We start from the raw sequence: 19,063 nt of genomic DNA, 5'->3' as shown, positions 1-19,063 counted from the left end.
TAGTGTGGTTCTGAGTTGCAGTGGTGGTAGACATTGCACTAAGGCTCATAAGCATTAACAAAGCCCTGGGTCGATTATGACTCAGGGCTTTGTTAATCCTAACAGTTAACTGGGCTGCTATTTTGTATGCTTACTTTGGGCTAGACACGTGCCATACGTTTAAGCAGCATCAACCACAGAATAGGTAGCAGCAAGATATAGAAAAACAGCACTTTTGCACCGATATCACCGTAAAACAAGGTGTTGTTTACAAACCTGACGATGCCCATCGGATCCCATGGCATGTAATGCATATTACCGTGCAATAACATGGCAGCTAAAATCATAATGGTAATGGCAATCCATTGTCTTGCAGGCTCGTAACTTCTGATTATAAACGCAGGAATTAACGCTGCTATGCCGATACCAACAAAGTTCTGTGCAAGGTGCGCCAGCATTGGATATTCACTGCTATTAAACCACCACAATAAGTTGCCGGCAGCAGACTGGCCAATTGCCACGATAGTTAATGCATAATAGCCAATGCTAATGCACAGGCTGAGTATGACTAATTTGATGATATTCATTTATATCCCTGTAGTTTGAACATTCCATAAACGTTTTTAACAAAGCGTTACAGCCACGAGTAGGGCTATTTTTGTAGTATTGCATTATATCGGCTAAATGCCGCATCAAGATCTGCAATTAAATCGTCGGCATCTTCAAGTCCAATATGTAATCGTATTAATGGCTTGCTGTTGTCCCAGTGGGTAGCCGTGCGGATATTGTTAATACCAAATACCCCTAAAATTAAGCTTTCGAAACCGCCCCATGAAAAGCCCATTTTAAAATGGTCCATGTTTTCAACAAAAGCCGTCACCGATGCTAAGTCGCCTTGCTTAAGCACAAACGAGAATAAGCCATTACCGCTGCTAAAGTCGCGTTTAAAAAATTCGTGGCCTGGGCAAGTATCAAACGCTGGGTGACGCACATGATCGACTTCTGCACGAGTCGCCAACCAATTAGCCACTTTTAAGGCATTTTTATTATGCTGTGCCATACGCACCCCTAAGGTACGTAAGCCTCGCGCGGCTAAATACACGTCATCAGGCGAGGTGGTTTGGCCCATTAAGTAACTGTTTTCGCGCAGTTGCTCCCAATGCTGTTCATTGGCAGTAGCCGTGCCCATCATCACATCTGAATGGCCGACAATGTATTTGGTGGCTGCTTGAATTGAGATGTCGACACCCATATCAAATGGGCGAGAATTAATTGGTGAGGCCCAAGTATTATCCAGCATCACAATAACGTTATGTTCGTGGGCGATACGACTGAGCGTTGGAACATCCTGCACTTCCATGGTGATAGAACCTGGTGATTCCAAAAATAACACCTTGGTGTTTGGACGAATTAACTCACGAATGCCATCGCCAATCATTGGGTCGTAATAGGTGGTTTCGATACCAAAACCCGCGAGCATTTTATTGCATAAGTCGCGTGTCGGTTCATAGGCGGTGTCGACCATTAATAAGTGGTCGCCACTTTTTAAAAATGCCAACAAAGCGCTGCTGATCGCGCCTGCACCCGAAGGGTATAATGCAGTACCCGCGCCGCCTTCAAGTTCGCATATGGCTTGTTGAAATGCAAAATGGGTTGGGGTGCCGCGACGACCATAAAACATTTCACCGTTGGTTTTGTTTTTAATCGCAAAACGCATCTCGTCCATGGTGTCGAACACCACTGTAGAGGCTCTAAATACGGGTGGATTGATAATGCCTTTGGTGAATTTTTTTTCGCGGCCAACGCTAACAATTTGGGTGGCGAGTTTATCGTCTTTGCTCATGTTGTTACTTCCATTATGTGTAGAGTCCACGGTTTATGCTTTAGCTAATTTTTATTAGAAAATATCAATGACATGGATAAATGCGCTACGGTGAGTGATATACCAAAGTTGATTATCCTAGCACCTACAAACGTAAATAAAAGCGCTTAAATGCTGTGGTTGACTATTTTTCATCACTTAAGGGTAACGTCAGGCATATTTCGACGCCTTCAATACCATTTTCTATCATGTTGCTAGCTTTAATCGTGCCATGATGGAAGTCGGTGACCAAACGAGCAATATACAAGCCTAAACCTAGATGTGGCTTGCCGTTTATACCTTGCGGCCTAATTGACACCATGGATTCAAAAATTTGGCTATTCATGTCTTTAGGCAATAAAGGGCCAATATTACTGACTTTCAATATCGCCTGTTTATTGTATTGAGTCAGGCTGACAGTAATCGCGCTGGCGGGCTCATGAAACTCAATTGCGTTGTTGATCAGTTTATCCATTAATTGAGCAATATATTCCGGAACACCGTCGCAAAACAGGGTTTTATCTTCAATATGCACGGTAAATACTTGATCTGGATAGGTGATTTGATAGCCTTGCATGCAACCACTGATGACCTTCTTTAATGAAAAGTGGCAGCTTTCAGCTTGGGTTAAACTGGCTTCTAAGCGGGTAGCTTCGCTTAGGTTATTTAAAATAAGATGCAAGCGACTGACGCCTTCCTGAGCGCGATTAACATATTTTTGCGATTGGTCATCAAGTTGTTGTAAACCCAAATGCTCAAGCGAGCTGCGAACCACGGCAACTGGGGTGCGCAGTTCATGCGACAAGCGCGATGACATATTTTCCAAATAATGTGTATACTGACCTAAACGACTGACAATACTTGAAAAGCTGCGGGACAAGTCACCGATTTCATCACGATTTTTAGAAGCGACAATTTGCTGCCTTACCCGGCCTTGACTGTCGATGGCGAGTTCAGCCTGATCACGCAGACGACGGATGCGACTTGAAATACTGGAAGCAAAGATAAATAAGGCTAATGTGCCCATGCTCATAATGGTCAAGATAACGTTAAACAGCTTTTCTAATGCGCGGTTACGTAGGCTGCGAATACCGTGAGTGGTTTCCTCTGCTATTACTACGCCCATGACTTTATCGTCAATCCATATTGGGCTGGCCGCGGCCAGTACCACCGCTTTATTATCTGGGGTGAGGCGCCATGTTGAGCCTTGCTTACCGCTTAAGGCTTTTTCAATGTGACTGCCAGTGAGTTCGGTAGAGTCTTGCAGCGAATCGATAAAGTCTTGCGGTGGACGGGTTAATATTTTGTAGTACAGCGGCAATATATATTGCTGCTTGACGTGCTGCCAAAACGAGTCTGCTTGATTGACGTCTAGGTCATCCGCCCACGTATTGGATGATGAACGAATATCGCCCGATTTAGCCAGTACTCGGCCATGATTATCGACCACCCAAATGCGTGAGCTGTTATGGCTCATGCCTTTAATAATGCTTTCAATTTCAGGTGAGGGCACAAGTACCGTGCCTAAACTGGCGACGGAATCGGTGGCTGATGTGCCGATGATATTCACTAATTGCCGGGTTTTGGCATCGTTGACATTATGAATCGCAAAACCTAGTTTACTGCCGACCATTTCCAGCGGCAGCCTGAATTCAATATTGTAGCCTTGCTCTGTCTTGAGCCATTGTCCTTGAATACGCACTTCTGGACTGACGGGCATAGATTGGCTGGGATCAGCGGGTAATTCAAATGCACTTAACCAGCCACTTTGAGTGTTGGCAATTATATAACGCCTGAACTGACCATCGGGCGATTGAGTGGCCATGACTAAGTGATCGTTTCTGTCGATGCGCAAACTTTTACGGCTACGAAAAACGACATTTTGATCAGTGACATTAAAAAATCCATACAGGTAACCGCCGTATTTACCCACCATATGGTTAAAACTGATATCAATTGGCTCGGATTTATTACGTTGATAAAGCACATGTTCATCAGAGTAGTTTAAGGTGCGGTGTTGGTATAAGTCCCAATCTGTGAGTTTGCCATCAAGTTGGATTGGGCCCGCTAACGGGTATGCGTATAAGTCGCGACCTTCTTCAACTTGGTTTAAAAAGCTGGCTTGGTTGTCAAATAATTTAGGTCGCTCATGTAAGGCGGTGGCAAGTGCCTGAGTAGTACCTTCCAACGTTTTTTCTTGGCCATAGCGCAAGTACTTTTCCATTTCCCACACATATTCATACCCAAGCCAAGGTAGGCAGAGTAAAAACAGTGACAAAATGACAACTTTGGCGCGCAGTCCTATAGGTAAATTCATCGGTTAAATATTGTCCCAGCGATAACCCATACCATACACGGTATCGATACAGTCAAACTCGGAGTCGATAGCGATAAACTTTTTACGAATGCGTTTTACATGTGAGGTGATAGTACTGTCGTCTACGTAAATTTTGGCTTCTTGCATTAAATCTTGGCGACTGCGCACATGACCTGGATGTTTTGCCATAGCGTGTACCATCCAAAATTCGGTCACCGTCAGCTCTATTGGCAGCGATTTCCAATAAACCTGAATACGGTTGCCATCAATGGTGAGGTGACCGCGCTCGAGTAAGTTGTCTTCAATGGGGCTTGAGCCTATGAGTTCAGAACGGCGAAACAGTGCTGCAATACGCGCCAATAAATGAGGAAAACTGACATCTTTGGTTAAGTAGTCGTCAGCGCCCAAACGTAGGCCACAAACGGTATCAAAGTCGCTGTCTCTGGCGGTTAAAAAGATAATCGGTAAGCTACTCGACATCGCCCGAAGTGACTGGCATAGGGTAAAACCACCATCAATTTCATGTTCCAAACCTATATCAATAATGGCTAGGTCAGGTAAACGACCATTAAAGGCGAGCATAGCTGCGGGGCGGTTTGCATAAGCTTGCACGCTATATCCTTGCTGTTGCAGGACATCTTTATAGTTTTCGCGGATAGCGGCTTCGTCTTCAACAATGGCAATTCGTTTCATGGGATGATTTCAATTAATGAGCTGATAAATAGATACAGTGCTGACTATACAGGATTTTATCAACCAAAAAAGCCGTCTACGGCAATTGCCATATTGTTGCCACATTTGATCGCCACATTGCCATTTTTGCTCCCCAATAAAGCCATCTATGAGGTGTTTAATAGCGACATAGCGTTAATCCGCAACGCATTAAATGATGCATTGATGATAACGAACGTTTTTTAAACAACCGCTAAAGGGATTCTTTATGAAAAAGCAACTTATTGCCGCAACGATGATCACTACCATGATGGTATCAAATGTCAGCTGGGCTAACGACACTGATACTATCGATGAACGCGAACATACCGAAGAGCTAGTGGGTTTGAGCTCTGGGATTTTACTTGGTGCTGTGATTGGTGGGCCTGTTGGGGCCATTATTGGTGCATTTACCGGTACTTTTATTGGTAAGTCGGTTGGTGATGATGCTGAGCTTACCGTGCAGAAACAGCAACTGGTAGATCAAGAACAGCAATTGGCTCAAACCAATGAGCAATTAATGGCTCTGAATGCCAAGCAGCAATCCTTGGAGCAAGTGTCTGAAAAGTATTATCAATTACAGTCTAATTTAACCGAACAACAAGCCAACCAATTGCAGACGCTTAATGAGCTCACCATAGGTATGAACGTGCAGTTTAAAACCGGATCGAGCCACATTGAACCGCTATTTGAACAACAGCTAGATAATGTGGCTTATATGATGAACTTATCACCTGAATTAACCATTGATCTAACCGGTTATGCCGATCGCCGTGGTGATAATGATTTTAACCAAGCCTTGTCTGAGCAGCGCTTAGCTGAAGTGACGCAATATTTGGTGATACAAGGAATAGCACGTGACCGTTTGCATGGACAAGCTTATGGCGCGACATCGCCAATGCATCAAGAACAAAATTTTGAAAATGACTTTTTTGATCGTCGAGTAACGCTCAAGTTAATGGCGCCGGGTGCTGAACTCGCGGCCAACTAAACACCGAGCACGGTTTTGCATATTTGTTTGCAAAATGGAGTGCCAAACAATGTCACTAAGTCGATTTTTCTTTTTGTTTTAATGATTACTCATGTCGGCGCAAACAATGATGTTGGCGCTTATACCCAAGCCTCCTGAAGTCAATATGAGCAGGTTGTTTGGGTATCTAAGGGTAAGGAGCTACATATGCGCCCGTTTTTTTTGATGCCACATTTTTCTGTAAAGCATGTCTATAAATTACTGTGTTTCGGTTTGTTATTTGTCATTTATGCCTGTGTTACAAGGGCATTTGCCTCACCGTCTGGATATCAAGATAACGATATCAGCCAAGGAACCTTAGTCTATTCTACCCAAAACCAAGTTATACAAGCCTTAGCGCTGGATACACAAGTGAGCATGGATGTGTCGGGTTTGCTTAATCGTGTCACGGTTAAGCAAGTGTTTATCAATGATTCAGATCAATGGGTTAACGGGCGATATGTCTTTCCGCTACCCGAAAATGCCGCCGTTGATAGCATGCAGTTACGCATAGGTGACAAGATTATAGTGGGTAAAATCCAACCTAAGAAGCAAGCATTACAGACGTTTGAGACCGCTAAAAAACAAGGTAAACAAGCCAGTTTATTACAGCAACAGCGTCGTAACTTATTTTCATCAGATGTGGCCAATCTTGCTCCGCATGAGCAGTTAATTGTTGAGATCAGTTACCAGCAACAGGTTGAATACCGCGATGGGATGTTTAGTTTACGTTTTCCATTAGCGATTACGCCGCGTTATAACCCGCAAGGGGATCATAATAGCGAGCCGCAACAGCAAACCATGCCGTCTAGCCATAATGAGGTGAAGTCTATAGTTCAAGCCCATTCTCAACTGATGGTTAATATGCAAGTAAACATAGATGCAGGGTTTGAGTTGAACTCGCTAAACAGTCTGTATCATCCAATTAAACAGTCAAGTCATGGCCATTATTACAATGTGAGCTTTGCAGGTAAACAAATTGCCGACCGTGATTTTGTGCTGCAATGGCAAGCCAATGTTGGCGCATTACCGCAAGCGGCGACATTTTATCAAACTGGCAAAACCCATGTGACAGATAATAGTAATGACTTTACGGATGCTAAAAATGTTGCAGGGGCGGAGCAAAGACAAGCCAATCCCGTAGATAATAATTTGTACTCGTTAGTGATGTTAATGCCGCCCAGTGTCGAGGTTAGTGAGCAACATCTTATCGCCAGAGAACTGATTTTAGTTATCGACACCTCTGGGTCTATGTCTGGTCAATCGATTATTCAGGCCAAACAAGCATTACAATTTGCCCTCGCTGGGCTGCGTGATATCGACAGTTTCAATATTATTGAATTTAACAGTGACGTGACTATGTTGTCGGCAACACCATTGCCTGCCAATAGTCGTAATATCAATCGAGCAAATCGGTTTATTCAATCATTAGACGCTAATGGTGGCACCGAAATGCGCGGTGCATTACAAACCGCGCTGGTGGACAGTGTCCAAGCACCACAAAACGATCAAACTGCTAAGCATAACGAGTCCATGTTGCGTCAGGTTATTTTTATGACAGATGGTGCTGTGGGTAATGAACATGAACTGTACCAATTGATTAGTAATCAATTAGGTGACAGTCGATTATTTACTGTTGGCATTGGCTCTGCACCGAATTCAGACTTTATGCGCCGAGCCGCCACTATGGGCCGTGGCACATTTACCTATATTGGTGATGAGGCTGAAGTGCAGCAAAAAATTGAGCAGTTGTTACATAAAATTGAGCAACCAGTGCTAACCAATATTGGCTTGTATTACCTTGATGGCAGCGTACCGGATTACTGGCCGACAACCATTAGCGACCTGTACCAAAACGAACCACTTTGGGTCAGCATTAAATCGGCATCACACCAGCAGCAACCGATTATTGTCTCAGGTAATATCAATGGTCAGTATTGGCAACAACAGCTTGATTTTGATGATAATCAAGCAGCAAAAGGCATTGATCTATTGTGGGCGAATGCGCAAATCACCTCACTCGAATTGTATAAAGACAGTAGTAATCGTCAACGTGTTGATAAACAAGTGGAAGCGTTAGGCATTCTGTATCACCTAGTGACCAGCCAAACCAGTTTAGTTGCAGTAGACGTGACACCGGTAAATCCATTAATTGATAGCCCTATTGACGTGCAATTACAGAATCATCTGCCACATGGTTTGCAAGCGGCACCATCGTCGCAAGTGCTGCCTCAAACGGGAACCGCCAGTCGCTTATGGTTATTAATCGGTTTTAGCTTATTAGGTTTGGGTTTACTGCACTATTTATGGTTAAGACAACGTTTACCAGGGCAGGTGTTAGTGATTGAATCACAGGATTAAACGGGAGCTAAATGATGCAGCGAACTATATCACCGACCAAACACTGGATTGTGATTGTGCTGATGAGCGTGCTCGGATGCGGACTATTAATACAAGGAGGTTATATGCAAGCTAAAGCCCATTTTGCGCAATTTTTGATTGAACGTGCCTTTGAACAAACCTTGGTGGATAACCAACCACATAAACCCTGGTCGTGGGCCGACACTCATCCCGTGGCGAAAATGCGCGTATTGCAACAGCAAACCGATGGGTTTCAGCCCTTAGGTAGCGATCTATATGTGCTCGCTGGGGCCTCTGGGCGTAATTTGGCTTTTGGGCCGGGATTGATGCTAGGCGGCGCTGGGTTAGGGGAGCAGGGGAATACCATTATAGCGGGTCATCGTGACAGTCACTTTATGCGTTTACAATATGTAAAATTGGGCGACATCATCGAGCTATACAGTACCGAGGGTGTACGAGTGTTATATCAAATAACGGCCACTGAAGTGGTGCATGAAACTGACATGAAGGTGCTTGCTCCTACGGCAGAAAAACACTTAACCTTGATCACCTGTTATCCGTTTGATCAACTCTCTGGTAATGCCGAATATCGTTATATTGTTGAAGCTAAACCTATCGATGCGCAGCCGTTATATAGCTAAGCTATTAGCGTCTATAAGCTTATGGTGAAGGTTGGCAAGCTTGACCCTCATGCAATGGTGATGAGTGTTAAATCTAAACTTGAGTCAGTAAGCTGTTGGGAGTATCTGGCTCTATCGCCCAAAAAAAAGCAGAGTCCACTATATATTATTAGTGACTCTGCTTTTTACTTCAGACAAGCTGCGGTTAGGCTCTCATGGATTTTTCACCACGGGCTAAACCTACAACACCAGAACGTGATATTTCAATCACCTTGGTCATGTCGGTGATCGCGTGGATAAATGCATCAATTTTATCGCTGGTGCCAACCATCTGCACGGTATAGATATTGGAAGTCACATCGACAATTTGACCACGAAAAATATCTGCAGTGCGTTTGACTTCTTCGCGTTGATCGCCTTGAGCTTTCACTTTTACTAAGGCAATTTCGCGTTCAATGTGGGGTGACTCAGTAATATTAGCCACTTTCAAAATATCAATAAGCTTGTGCAATTGCTTTTCAATTTGCTCGAGAATATTGGCATCTGCAATCACGGTAATATTTAAACGTGACAAGGTTGTATCTTCAGTTGGCGCCACGGTTAAGCTTTCAATGTTGTAACCGCGCTGAGAAAATAAACCTACCACTCGTGATAATGCGCCCGGTTGGTTTTCAAGTAATACAGAAATAATACGACGCATTAGCTTTTCTCCGTCTTGGTTAGCCACATTTCGTTCATTGCACCGCCACGAATGAGCATTGGGTATACGTGTTCAGTCTCGTCGACACTGATATCAACAAAGACTAATTTATCTTTCATTGCCAATGCTTCAGCTAGTTTTGATTCTAATTCATCAGGGTGATTGATATTCATACCAACATGGCCATAAGCTTCGGCAATTTTGGCGAAATTAGGCACAGAGTCCATATAAGATTGTGAATGACGACCGGAATAAATCATGTCTTGCCATTGTTTTACCATGCCAAGAAAGCGGTTGTTTAAGTTAATAATTTTCACCGGAGTGTCATATTGCAGTGCGGTAGAAAGCTCCTGAATATTCATTTGGATAGAACCATCACCTGTGACGCATACTACCGTTTCCTCAGGAAACGCCATTTTAACGCCCATTGCCGCAGGCAAACCAAAGCCCATAGTGCCTAATCCACCCGAGTTAATCCAACGGCGAGGTTTATCAAAAGGGTAATACAAGGCAGCAAACATTTGATGTTGGCCGACATCTGACGCCACATAAGCATCGCCATTAGTCAGTTTGTATAAGGTTTCAATCACTTGCTGTGGTTTGATTCTGTCGCTGGTGCGATCAAATTCTAAACTTTGACGTGAGCGCCAAATTTCAATATCGCTCCACCAAGCAGCCATAGCGGTCGCATCATTGGTGTCGTTCGTTTCATCGAGTAAATCTAACATAGCGTCTAGAATATTATCGGCAGAACCCACAATCGGAATATCGACCCGAACCGTTTTAGAGATAGATGATGGATCAATATCGATGTGCAAAATGGTTGCGTTAGGGCAATATTTTTCAACATTGTTGGTGGTGCGGTCGTCAAAACGGACCCCAATACCAAAGATTAAATCGGTATTATGCATTGCCATATTGGCTTCATATAAACCATGCATCCCCAACATGCCTAAACTTTGCTTGTGGGTGCCAGGAAATGCGCCTAAGCCCATTAGGGTACTGACCACAGGGATGTTCAAGCGCTCTGCAAGCGCCAGAATTTGCGCGTCACAACCCGAAATTATCGCGCCACCACCGACATATAACACAGGTTTTTTAGCCGCTAATAAAGCTTGCAAGCCGCGACGGATTTGGCCTTTATGACCAACAGTTGTTGGATTGTATGAGCGCATTTTTACGCTGTCTGGATAAATATAATCATGCAGTATATCTGGGCTTAAGCAGTCTTTTGGCAAGTCAATTACCACTGGGCCTGGGCGACCTGTTGCTGCAATGAAGAAGGCTTTTTTGACTGTTTCAGGAATGTCTTTAGCGTCGGTTATTAAAAAGCTGTGTTTTACGATAGGACGTGAAATACCAATCATGTCACATTCTTGGAAGGCATCATTACCAATCAAATTACTCGGTACTTGACCAGACAGCACTACTAGCGGAATTGAATCCATGTACGCGGTGGCTATCCCGGTAATTGCGTTAGTTGCGCCAGGGCCTGAGGTCACAAGTACCACGCCGACTTTTCCGGTAGCGCGTGCGTAGCCATCAGCCATGTGCACGGCAGCTTGCTCATGACGTACTAAGATGTGTTCGATACCGGATATTTTGTGCAGAGAATCGTAAATGTCTAACACCGAACCGCCGGGGTAACCGAAGATATGGCTGACACCTTCATCAATTAATGAGCGCACGATCATACTCGCGCCAGAAAGCTTTTCCATGAAATACATCCTTATTAAGTTACCGTATGGTAAACAGTATCTTGTATACAACGACGGTAATCGTTTTATCAATAAGCTTGAAGGATAATTCAAACTCGAAGATTGAATATTGCTGTCGTAATATTCAATGGCTGGTTTTATCGTTACTGAAGCAGTAACTTGCCTCCATCTTATGTAAATTTATTTTTACTGCAACCCCTTTGGTTAATTATTTTTGTTTGTTGAAATAGTTTCATGTTTATGATTTTTATTTGGGGCTTGAAAGCAGTGGGTGTTTATCAATAAAGCGCTGCACTATTTATACTGAAGTTAACAGCTAAATATTAGCGACTTAGCAACCTAATTAGCGGTCGAATGTGGCATTGCAGGAATGTACTTAAGTGTATGGAGATGAAGATCGAGTTCAACTGAGTTTCAATTCATATGTGAAAATAGCGTGTTTGATTTGCTTTACTTTTGCCGTGGTCATAACGATTTTGCTTGGTGCAGTCATTTAATCGCTGCTGAGCCAGGGATTGGTGAATCAAGATTACACACTTGGATGATGGGCTATATATTGGGTGGTTTTTTTATTACTAGCTGGATGAGTGCTGCGATTTTCTTTGCTGTTTATTGATGAATATGTGCTAAACAACAAGGCCAGAGAGTCACTGGGAAGTTGCCAGATTAGTACCTTGTTCTCATCATTATTAATCAATGAGTTAAGCGAAGGGGAGGGTTGACTGTTTTGGCACTCTCATAAGAATAAAGCCACCGATATCGATGACTTTATTTGTGGTAATACTTTATTCATTAAAGGGTCTTATTTTTCGATAAAGTACTTTGAAAAAACTGACATAGCCCGACTAATAAAATAGCGCCAAGCATCAAGGCTGCAAAAGGCACAGCGGTACCGTCATAAAAATATGCCAGCAGTGGCCCCGCGACTGCGCCAAAACCAAATCGTAGTGTACCAATCACTGCGGTGGCAGTACCGGTTTCTTGCTTGAATTTCATTAATACGATGGCGTCGGCATTGACTGACATCACCCCTAGCGAGCCCATTAAAGGAATAAGCATTAACACGGTAAAATGATAACTTAAATCGAGTAAATTAACGGCTAGCAAGCCAGTTGCGGCAATGACTCCGAAGAAAGTTGACACATGTAACATCCGTTTGGAGCCGAATCGGCTAACCACTCTAGAGTTGACAATGTTGGCGAGCATCAAGGCTCCCACATTCGTGCTAAATAAAATCGCAAACAGCGATTTATCTAAATTAAACACTTCCATGTAGATAAAAGGCGAAGCGGTTAAGTAACAAAAGAAAGCAAATGAAGTTAATACACCGCTGGATAAATTCAGTTTGACGCCATTGCGAGCAAAGACTGTGTAGTAGCCGCCTAAAAAGGTCTTTTGACTGCGACTGCCTAGGTCTTTATCGCTGGGCATTTTTAGTTTAAATAATACTAAGACTAATAATGTGATGGCATAACAACTTTGGCTTAAGAAGATAAGATGCCAATCGCCGAGTTCCATTATCAAACTGCCCAAAGTAGGTGCAAGTAATGGCGCTAACATCATAATCAGGCTGACATAAGACATGCCTTTGGCGGTATTGTCGCCATAAATCTCTTTAATGTAGCCAGGCACCACAACCGTGGCAGCAGCACCAATCAGAGCTTGTGCAAAACGCAATATCAAAAATTGTTCAATACTGGTACTTAATGCAATAAGCAAGCTAATAATCGTGAAGCCTAATAAGCCAAATATGACCAGTGGACGTCGGCCTATCTTATCGGCAAATGGGCCGAATATCAGCATGCCTAATGCATAGCCCGCCAGATAAATACTCAGCGATTGTTGCACTGTCGTGATGTCGGTATCAAACCCTAAGGCCAATGTAGACATCGCTGGTAAGTACATGTCGATGGCTAAAGGAGTAATGGCGACAATCGCGGCAAGCATAGGTATTAACATCGCTAAGTGGGGAATACCCGCTGATACTGGAGATGAGTTGGACTTTGATGGCGATACCACGGGAACCTCATGTGCTTTGTGCGTTTTTGCTGAAAATGGCTAAAAATTTTCGTTAGTTTACCACGCTATGGCGCATTTTCTGAGCCTGAATTTGTAATGAATAATTTAGCTAAATAGCATTTACATTAAGGCAATAGAGTGAATTCAAATAGAACAAAAATGCAACATTTTTGTCATTAAAACTTCACCTTGATTATCTAAGTTGTTGGCATTATTTTGCATAACTTAATTCGGAACTTTAGTTTATGAAACGCTTCCCTCAGGGTAAAACGGCACTACTGGTTTCTTCAATCATGGCCACTATGTTGTTAACGGCATGCAATGGTGACGATGGACAAGCGGGAGCTCAGGGCATGGATGGCACCAATGGAGACGTTGGGTTGTCAGCCCTGGTTGCGTTAACCTCGCTTGCTGTCGGCGATGCACAATGTCCATTCGGCGGCCAGCAAATTGAAACTGGAGTAGACATCAATAGTGATGGTGTTCTAGATGCAAGTGAAGTTGATGCGGCGCAAACACAAATAATGTGTAATCAAGCCCATAATACTCTGAGCGCTGAATTAGTGGGGCGTTATCAATCAGGTGTTTATGGTCTTAGTGCCGCAGAAATTGTTGATTATCATTCGGCAAGCCAAAGCGCATTTGTCGTTAATGCTCAAAGTGGTAAAGTTGATGTGGTTGATATATCGATGTTAACTCAAGCGCCGGTTTACGCTGAAGCCGGTTACAGTTTAAATAATCTCAGCAAAAAAACGGACTTAAATATCAGTGTCGATACTGGCTTAACTTTATTAGGCGCAGTTAACAGCGTCAGTGTATCGGGTAATTTACTCGCCGCTGCCGTTGAACGAGCAGACGCCTTAGGTAATGCGACCCAAGGTAATGGCATTGTTGCATTTTATCGTTTATCAGACAGTGAGTTACCCCAGTACTTGTCATTTGTTGACGTTGGAGCATTACCCGACAATGTCGTGTTCAGCCCTGACGGTAGCATGTTATTAGTCGCCAACGAAGGTGAGCCAAATAGTGCTTTTGATATCGACCCTGAAGGTTCTATCGCGTTAATTGCAATCACTAATGGTGTGCCTGCCACAACGGCTACCCTAATCGGTTTCAATGATTTTAATGTTGGTGGTTCACGTAATGCAGAACTGAGTCCATTAATTAAGATCAATGGCCCTGGAGCGAGTGTCGCGCAAGATTTAGAGCCTGAATATATTGCCGTGTCGCCAGACAGCCAAACTGCTTACGTCAGTTTACAAGAAAATAACGCCATTGCAGTGATTGATATCAAGGCGGCAGCGGTAAAAAGTATTATTGCTTTAGGGCTTAAAGACTTTGGCTTAGACGCCAATAAAATCGATGCCAGTGATAAAGATGATGCCATAAATATACAGGCTTACGCTGGGGTGTATGGTATGTATCAGCCAGATACGATAGCCAGTTATCGCTGGAATAATACTGATTTTATTGTCACTGCCAATGAGGGGGATTCACGGGATTACGCCGGTTTTTCCGAAGAGGCTCGTGCAGCAGATCTAAGCTTAGATCCAAACCATCCACAATTTGCCGCAGCGCAAGATAAAACACAGCTTGGGCGCTTAAAAGTCACTACCAGTATGGGTGATGACAACAATGATGGCTTAATGGATAAAATTGTTGCTTATGGCGGGCGTTCATTTTCGATTTGGACTGCTGATGGCCAGCAAGTATTTGACAGCGCTGGTGATTTTGAGCGAATTACGGCTGCGATACTGGCAACGAACTTCAATAATAATAACGATGAAAACAAAGGTGATAGCCGCAGTGACGATAAAGGTCCAGAGCCAGAGGCACTCGCTCTTGGCCAAATAGGCTCACGCACTTATGCCTTTATTGGTTTAGAGCGTACCTCTGGATTTATGATTTACGATATTACTAATCCATTTGCCGTATCGTTTGTCGATTATGTCAGCAACCGTAACTTTGATGCTGATTATGTCATTGATACCGATACTGGTGACGTTGAAGGTGATGCAACATTAGCAGGTGATTTAGGCCCAGAAGGGATGAAGTTTATTGCCAGCCAATATAGCCCGACAGGCTTGCCATTGTTATTGATTGGTAATGAGGTTAGCGGCACCACAACTGTGTATCAACTGCAATTACAGTAATGCATTGATGCTTTTTTATCGCCAAAGCGAATGAGCGTGTTGCGATTGTGAGTATCTAACAAGCCGAGCATAATATGCTCGGCTTTTTTTGCTGCGTATGTCCCATCCTGAAATATGTTTATTTATCGCAGGTGAATATGTCGTAATTAATTTGAAATAAAACTATGATAACAACCTAGATTATAAGTATTGAGGTTGTTGTGGTACTGAGTCGTTTGTATGATTTTATGCCAGGTTTAGAGACCTTCTCTCGTTACGAGCGAAGCTGGCTCAAGGATGATGTTCGCGCCGGTTTGTCTGTTGCCGCGGTTGCGTTACCTGTGGCAATTGCTTATGCGCAATTAACCGGAGTGAATGCCGCTGTGGGGTTGTACTCTTGCGTGTTACCTATGATCATCTACGCTTTATTTGGCACCTCAAGACAACTTATTGTTGGTCCCGATGCGGCAACTTGTGCGGTTATTGCTGCGGTAGTGACACCTTTAGCGGCCGGCGACAGCCTTAAACATTGGCAATTAGTGATGACCATGACCGTGATGACCGGTTTTTGGTGTTTAATCGCCAGTCGATTTAAATTAGGTGTATTAGCGGACTTTTTATCAAAACCTATTCTAATGGGACTACTCAATGGTGTCGCCATTACCATTATTGTCGGCCAATTTTCGAAAATATTCGGTTTTACCTTTGATGAAAAATACTTACTTGAACGCTTAGGTGGTGCACCAAGCTATTTGTCGCAAACCCATATTCCGACGCTATTGATGGCCATCCTTACCGTGATTGTCTACTTTGCAATGAAACGCTTTAAACCAACTTGGCCTGCGTCGATGTTTGCTATTGCTGTTGGCGCCGCTTTAGTGTGGCTTTTCCACTTAACCGACTATGATATTGCGGTGATTGGAAGCGTGGCAGGAGGAATGCCATCATTTCAAACACCAGTGTTTAATATCGGTATCGCTCGTGAGTTAGTCATGCCGGCGCTCAATTTAGCGATGGTGAGCTTTGTCAGTATGATGCTTACCGCCCGCAGCTTTGCTGCTAAAAATGGTTATGACATTGATGCCGATAAAGAGTTTAAAGCTTTAGGCTTAGCCAATATTGCTTCTGCTCTCTCGCAAGGTTTTGCCGTTAGTGGCGCAGATTCTCGTACGGCTGTAAATGATGCTAATGGCGGAAAAACCCAATTAGTGTCCGTGATTGCGGCGGTATTGATCGCCATTGTGGCAGTGTTTTTAACCACGCCGTTAGAGTTTATTCCCAGTGCAGCATTGGGCGTTGTGTTAGTGATAGCCTCAATACATCTTATCGATCTGAAAGCGCTGTGGGGATTACGTTTACGCGATCGCCAAGCATTTTATTTGGCCTTAACAACTTTCTTTGCTGTTCTGTTTATTGGCGTTATTCCCGGAATTACCCTTGCGGTGCTATTGGGATTATTTCAGTTTTTACGAACGGTCATGCGACCAACAGATCAAGTGCTCGGGCTTGATGCCAAAGGGATTATTCGTAGCGTTGATAGCAGTGATAAAGCCGCATCTGTGCCTGGTGTGTTCATTTATCGATTTAATTCTCCACTGACTTATTTTAATGCCACCTACTTTAAACGACGTCTGCTTGAACGATTTGCTCGTCAGAATCAACAAGAAACCATTGAGTGCGTGATTATCGATGCGGTGCCATGTTTTACCCATTTAGATTTGAGCGTAATGGCCATGTTGACCGACATCAATGCATTATTGCGTAAACGCGGAGTGAGTTTGGTATTGGCAGGGCGTAAACGACAATTAATTAGTTGGTTTGAACAAACCGATATGGTGTCTGGAGAAGAAGGCATTACAATTCATTCAGACTTATATCTCGCGTTAAAGATGCACCAAAGTCATGTTGCTGCTTATGAGTCCCAACGCTTAGATGATGCTGATCAGGATGGTTCGACAGAGGTGATACTGTCACATAGCCAAATTTAACCATTAGGGTTCGCTGTTGATGTGTGTTAGGTTTGATTAAGTTAATGAATTTAAATGCTTTTAATAAGTGTTGTTCAGAGCGTATTTATTATATAAAATCGCCAAAAATAACCAAGGTATGGCAATCATACCTTGTAATGACGCCCCCTCGAAAATCAGGCCCTTAATTTTCTTCCCGGGCCCTTGAGTAAAGTAAAAAGCGTAGTCTTTCTGTTGGATGTGGCATGTATGGTTTCGCAAGTAAGTGAAGCAATGCTGGATGTGATCGCAGATGCGTTAGTCGATAAAGGGTATATCCTCTTATCCGATATCATTCCTGATTATGTAAGTCTGGCCTTGCTTGAAAAAGTGCAAGCTCAGCGCGATATTGATTTTAAACAAGCCGCCGTTGGTCGAGGTTTTGAGCAACAAATTAATCCTGATATTCGTTCGGATAAAATTAGCTGGCTAGATAATCAAGACCCTATTGACCGTGAATATTTGTCGATGATGAGTCAACTTAAAGATGGCCTTAATCGTCGTTTGTTTATGGGGCTATTTGACTTTGAAAGTCATTACGCAGTTTATGAGCCGGGGGCATTTTATAAAAAACATCTCGATGCGCTGCACGGCAGCCAAAACCGCATTCTATCGACAGTCTTTTTCTTAAATTCTGACTGGCAGGAAAACGACGGTGGTGAGTTGATTATTTATGATGAATTTGATTTACCTCTAGAAGTGGTTAATCCTAAAATTGGAACCTTGGTGCTGTTTTTAAGTGAACGTTTCCCTCATGAAGTGAGACCGACAATGAAAACTCGCAACAGTATTGCTGGATGGTTTAGGGTTAGTCACGCTAATCATGGCTTTTAATCATATCGCTGTCAGCCTGGTGCTGTGATAAGCCCTTTTTAAGATAATCTTTAGTCACAACAGAAAACAATGTTTTTAGAATATCAATAAAAACATTGTTGCCGTTGGCTGTATATCTATATGCAGTTAAGGTAATGTAACCTATCAACAACAGGAGCATTAACTTGAGCTGGATTAATAGACAAGATTGCTTAATTGGCGAGCATGTTATTTTAGAACCATTATCATTAGACCATGTTCCTAGTTTAATTTTAGCTGCTAATGACGGTGAATTGTGGACCTTATGGTACACAAACATCCCCGATTCTTCGGGAATGAAAGCGTATGTCGAGTTTGCACAAGCCTGTGAAAACCGAGGCGAAGCCGTTGCATTTGCCGTGCGTGATAAAGTGTCTGGTAACATTGTTGGTAGCACTAGAATTTGTCATTGGGATCAACCCAATCGCAGACTTGAAGTTGGCTACACTTGGTATGCTAAATCCTATCAGCGTACGGCCATAAATACCGAATCTAAGTTATTAATACTCCGTTATGCTTTTAATACCTTAGACGCCATAGCAGTTGAATTTAGAACTCACAGGCATAATCTTGCCTCACGAAATGCGATTGAACGACTCGGTGCCAAGCAAGATGGCATATTACGCAATCATAAAATCCTAGCTGATGGTACTATTCGTGACACGGTCGTGTTTTCGATTCTTGAAACCGAATGGCCTCTAGTGGAACCGTTTTTAACATCTCGTTTAACGCATTATCAATCTTAACATTACCGACTAATTTCTAAACATGAAGGGAA

At 43.2% G+C, this 19,063-nt stretch carries 15 protein-coding genes; 8 read left to right on the top strand and 7 right to left on the bottom strand.

Annotation, left to right across the window (positions count from 1 at the left end; genetic code table 11):
- Positions 1-140: 140 nt before the first annotated feature.
- The 4 genes from H5123_RS17390 to pdsR form a co-directional block, all read right to left on the bottom strand.
- The gene (locus H5123_RS17390; protein ID WP_124018427.1) at positions 141-566 is read right to left on the bottom strand and encodes a hypothetical protein; all 426 of its coding nucleotides are present in this window, start codon (positions 564-566) and stop codon (positions 141-143) included.
- A gap of 65 nt (positions 567-631) precedes the next feature.
- Positions 632-1,822, bottom strand: coding sequence for a cystathionine beta-lyase (locus H5123_RS17385; RefSeq protein ID WP_182698769.1), 1,191 nt, complete (start codon positions 1,820-1,822; stop codon positions 632-634).
- Between the two features lie 163 nt (positions 1,823-1,985).
- Positions 1,986-4,157: a proteobacterial dedicated sortase system histidine kinase gene (pdsS, locus tag H5123_RS17380; protein WP_182698768.1), complete on the bottom strand. Its 2,172-nt coding sequence runs from the start codon at positions 4,155-4,157 to the stop codon at positions 1,986-1,988.
- A gap of 3 nt (positions 4,158-4,160) precedes the next feature.
- Entirely contained in the window at positions 4,161-4,850 is a 690-nt protein-coding gene (gene pdsR / locus H5123_RS17375) for a proteobacterial dedicated sortase system response regulator (RefSeq protein WP_124018430.1), read from the bottom strand.
- Positions 4,851-5,097: 247 nt separating this feature from the next.
- On the opposite strand from pdsR, the gene pdsO reads away from it, so the two are divergent.
- The 3 genes from pdsO (at position 5,098) to H5123_RS17360 (ending at position 8,879) form a co-directional block, all read left to right on the top strand.
- Entirely contained in the window at positions 5,098-5,859 is a 762-nt protein-coding gene (gene pdsO / locus H5123_RS17370) for a sortase-associated OmpA-like protein PdsO (RefSeq protein WP_182698767.1), read from the top strand.
- A gap of 186 nt (positions 5,860-6,045) precedes the next feature.
- The gene (locus H5123_RS17365; RefSeq protein ID WP_182698766.1) at positions 6,046-8,238 is read left to right on the top strand and encodes a marine proteobacterial sortase target protein; all 2,193 of its coding nucleotides are present in this window, start codon (positions 6,046-6,048) and stop codon (positions 8,236-8,238) included.
- 11 nt (positions 8,239-8,249) lie between these two features.
- The gene (locus H5123_RS17360; protein ID WP_310736145.1) at positions 8,250-8,879 is read left to right on the top strand and encodes a class GN sortase; all 630 of its coding nucleotides are present in this window, start codon (positions 8,250-8,252) and stop codon (positions 8,877-8,879) included.
- Positions 8,880-9,063: 184 nt separating this feature from the next.
- Here H5123_RS17360 and ilvN read toward each other — a convergent pair whose 3' ends face one another.
- Together ilvN and H5123_RS17350 are read right to left on the bottom strand one after the other, a co-directional pair.
- Complete coding sequence (gene ilvN, locus H5123_RS17355) at positions 9,064-9,558, bottom strand: acetolactate synthase small subunit (protein WP_124018441.1); 495 nt, start codon at positions 9,556-9,558, stop codon at positions 9,064-9,066.
- Entirely contained in the window at positions 9,558-11,276 is a 1,719-nt protein-coding gene (locus tag H5123_RS17350; protein ID WP_182698765.1) for an acetolactate synthase 3 large subunit, read from the bottom strand. The genes ilvN and H5123_RS17350 overlap by 1 nt, the downstream gene beginning before the upstream one ends.
- A gap of 436 nt (positions 11,277-11,712) precedes the next feature.
- Here H5123_RS17350 and H5123_RS17345 point away from each other — a divergent pair, with 436 nt between their 5' ends.
- Positions 11,713-11,892, top strand: coding sequence for a hypothetical protein (locus H5123_RS17345; protein ID WP_182698764.1), 180 nt, complete (start codon positions 11,713-11,715; stop codon positions 11,890-11,892).
- 176 nt (positions 11,893-12,068) lie between these two features.
- Here H5123_RS17345 and H5123_RS17340 read toward each other — a convergent pair whose 3' ends face one another.
- Positions 12,069-13,235 (bottom strand): multidrug effflux MFS transporter, encoded by a 1,167-nt coding sequence (locus H5123_RS17340; RefSeq protein ID WP_182698805.1) that lies wholly within the window; start codon positions 13,233-13,235, stop codon positions 12,069-12,071.
- Positions 13,236-13,540: 305 nt separating this feature from the next.
- Between H5123_RS17340 and H5123_RS17335 the strand changes: the two genes are divergently transcribed.
- The 4 genes from H5123_RS17335 to H5123_RS17320 all read left to right on the top strand — a co-directional run bounded on the left by H5123_RS17335 (position 13,541) and on the right by H5123_RS17320 (position 19,031).
- Complete coding sequence (locus tag H5123_RS17335) at positions 13,541-15,448, top strand: choice-of-anchor I family protein (RefSeq protein ID WP_182698763.1); 1,908 nt, start codon at positions 13,541-13,543, stop codon at positions 15,446-15,448.
- A 227-nt stretch (positions 15,449-15,675) separates the two neighbouring features.
- The gene (locus H5123_RS17330) at positions 15,676-17,415 is read left to right on the top strand and encodes a SulP family inorganic anion transporter (RefSeq protein WP_124018443.1); all 1,740 of its coding nucleotides are present in this window, start codon (positions 15,676-15,678) and stop codon (positions 17,413-17,415) included.
- A gap of 228 nt (positions 17,416-17,643) precedes the next feature.
- Positions 17,644-18,267 carry a 2OG-Fe(II) oxygenase gene (locus H5123_RS17325; protein WP_182698762.1) on the top strand — a complete coding sequence of 208 codons (624 nt, stop codon included), beginning with the start codon at positions 17,644-17,646 and terminating at the stop codon, positions 18,265-18,267.
- Between the two features lie 173 nt (positions 18,268-18,440).
- On the top strand, positions 18,441-19,031 hold the full coding sequence (locus H5123_RS17320) for a GNAT family N-acetyltransferase (protein WP_182698804.1): 591 nt from the start codon (positions 18,441-18,443) through the stop codon (positions 19,029-19,031).
- The last annotated feature ends 32 nt before the right edge of the window (positions 19,032-19,063 follow it).

Source organism: Shewanella sp. SR43-4 (genome assembly GCF_014163845.1).
Taxonomy (GTDB): domain Bacteria; phylum Pseudomonadota; class Gammaproteobacteria; order Enterobacterales; family Shewanellaceae; genus Shewanella; species Shewanella vesiculosa.
The sequence above is the reverse complement of the archived record's forward strand: the minus strand, read 5'-3'. Positions and strand labels throughout refer to the sequence as shown.

What these genes read in the sequence shown, in the direction of transcription:
- H5123_RS17390 (WP_124018427.1), bottom strand. Translation starts at nt 566, where the DNA reads ATGAATATCATCAAATTAGTCATACTCAGCCTGTGCATTAGCATTGGC.
- H5123_RS17385 (WP_182698769.1), bottom strand. Translation starts at nt 1,822, where the DNA reads ATGAGCAAAGACGATAAACTCGCCACCCAAATTGTTAGCGTTGGCCGC.
- pdsS (WP_182698768.1), bottom strand. Translation starts at nt 4,157, where the DNA reads ATGAATTTACCTATAGGACTGCGCGCCAAAGTTGTCATTTTGTCACTG.
- pdsR (WP_124018430.1), bottom strand. Translation starts at nt 4,850, where the DNA reads ATGAAACGAATTGCCATTGTTGAAGACGAAGCCGCTATCCGCGAAAAC.
- pdsO (WP_182698767.1), top strand. Translation starts at nt 5,098, where the DNA reads ATGAAAAAGCAACTTATTGCCGCAACGATGATCACTACCATGATGGTA.
- H5123_RS17365 (WP_182698766.1), top strand. Translation starts at nt 6,046, where the DNA reads ATGCGCCCGTTTTTTTTGATGCCACATTTTTCTGTAAAGCATGTCTAT.
- H5123_RS17360 (WP_310736145.1), top strand. Translation starts at nt 8,250, where the DNA reads ATGATGCAGCGAACTATATCACCGACCAAACACTGGATTGTGATTGTG.
- ilvN (WP_124018441.1), bottom strand. Translation starts at nt 9,558, where the DNA reads ATGCGTCGTATTATTTCTGTATTACTTGAAAACCAACCGGGCGCATTA.
- H5123_RS17350 (WP_182698765.1), bottom strand. Translation starts at nt 11,276, where the DNA reads ATGGAAAAGCTTTCTGGCGCGAGTATGATCGTGCGCTCATTAATTGAT.
- H5123_RS17340 (WP_182698805.1), bottom strand. Translation starts at nt 13,235, where the DNA reads ATGTTAATACCTATGCTTGCCGCGATTGTCGCCATTACTCCTTTAGCC.
- H5123_RS17335 (WP_182698763.1), top strand. Translation starts at nt 13,541, where the DNA reads ATGAAACGCTTCCCTCAGGGTAAAACGGCACTACTGGTTTCTTCAATC.
- H5123_RS17330 (WP_124018443.1), top strand. Translation starts at nt 15,676, where the DNA reads ATGCCAGGTTTAGAGACCTTCTCTCGTTACGAGCGAAGCTGGCTCAAG.
- H5123_RS17325 (WP_182698762.1), top strand. Translation starts at nt 17,644, where the DNA reads ATGGTTTCGCAAGTAAGTGAAGCAATGCTGGATGTGATCGCAGATGCG.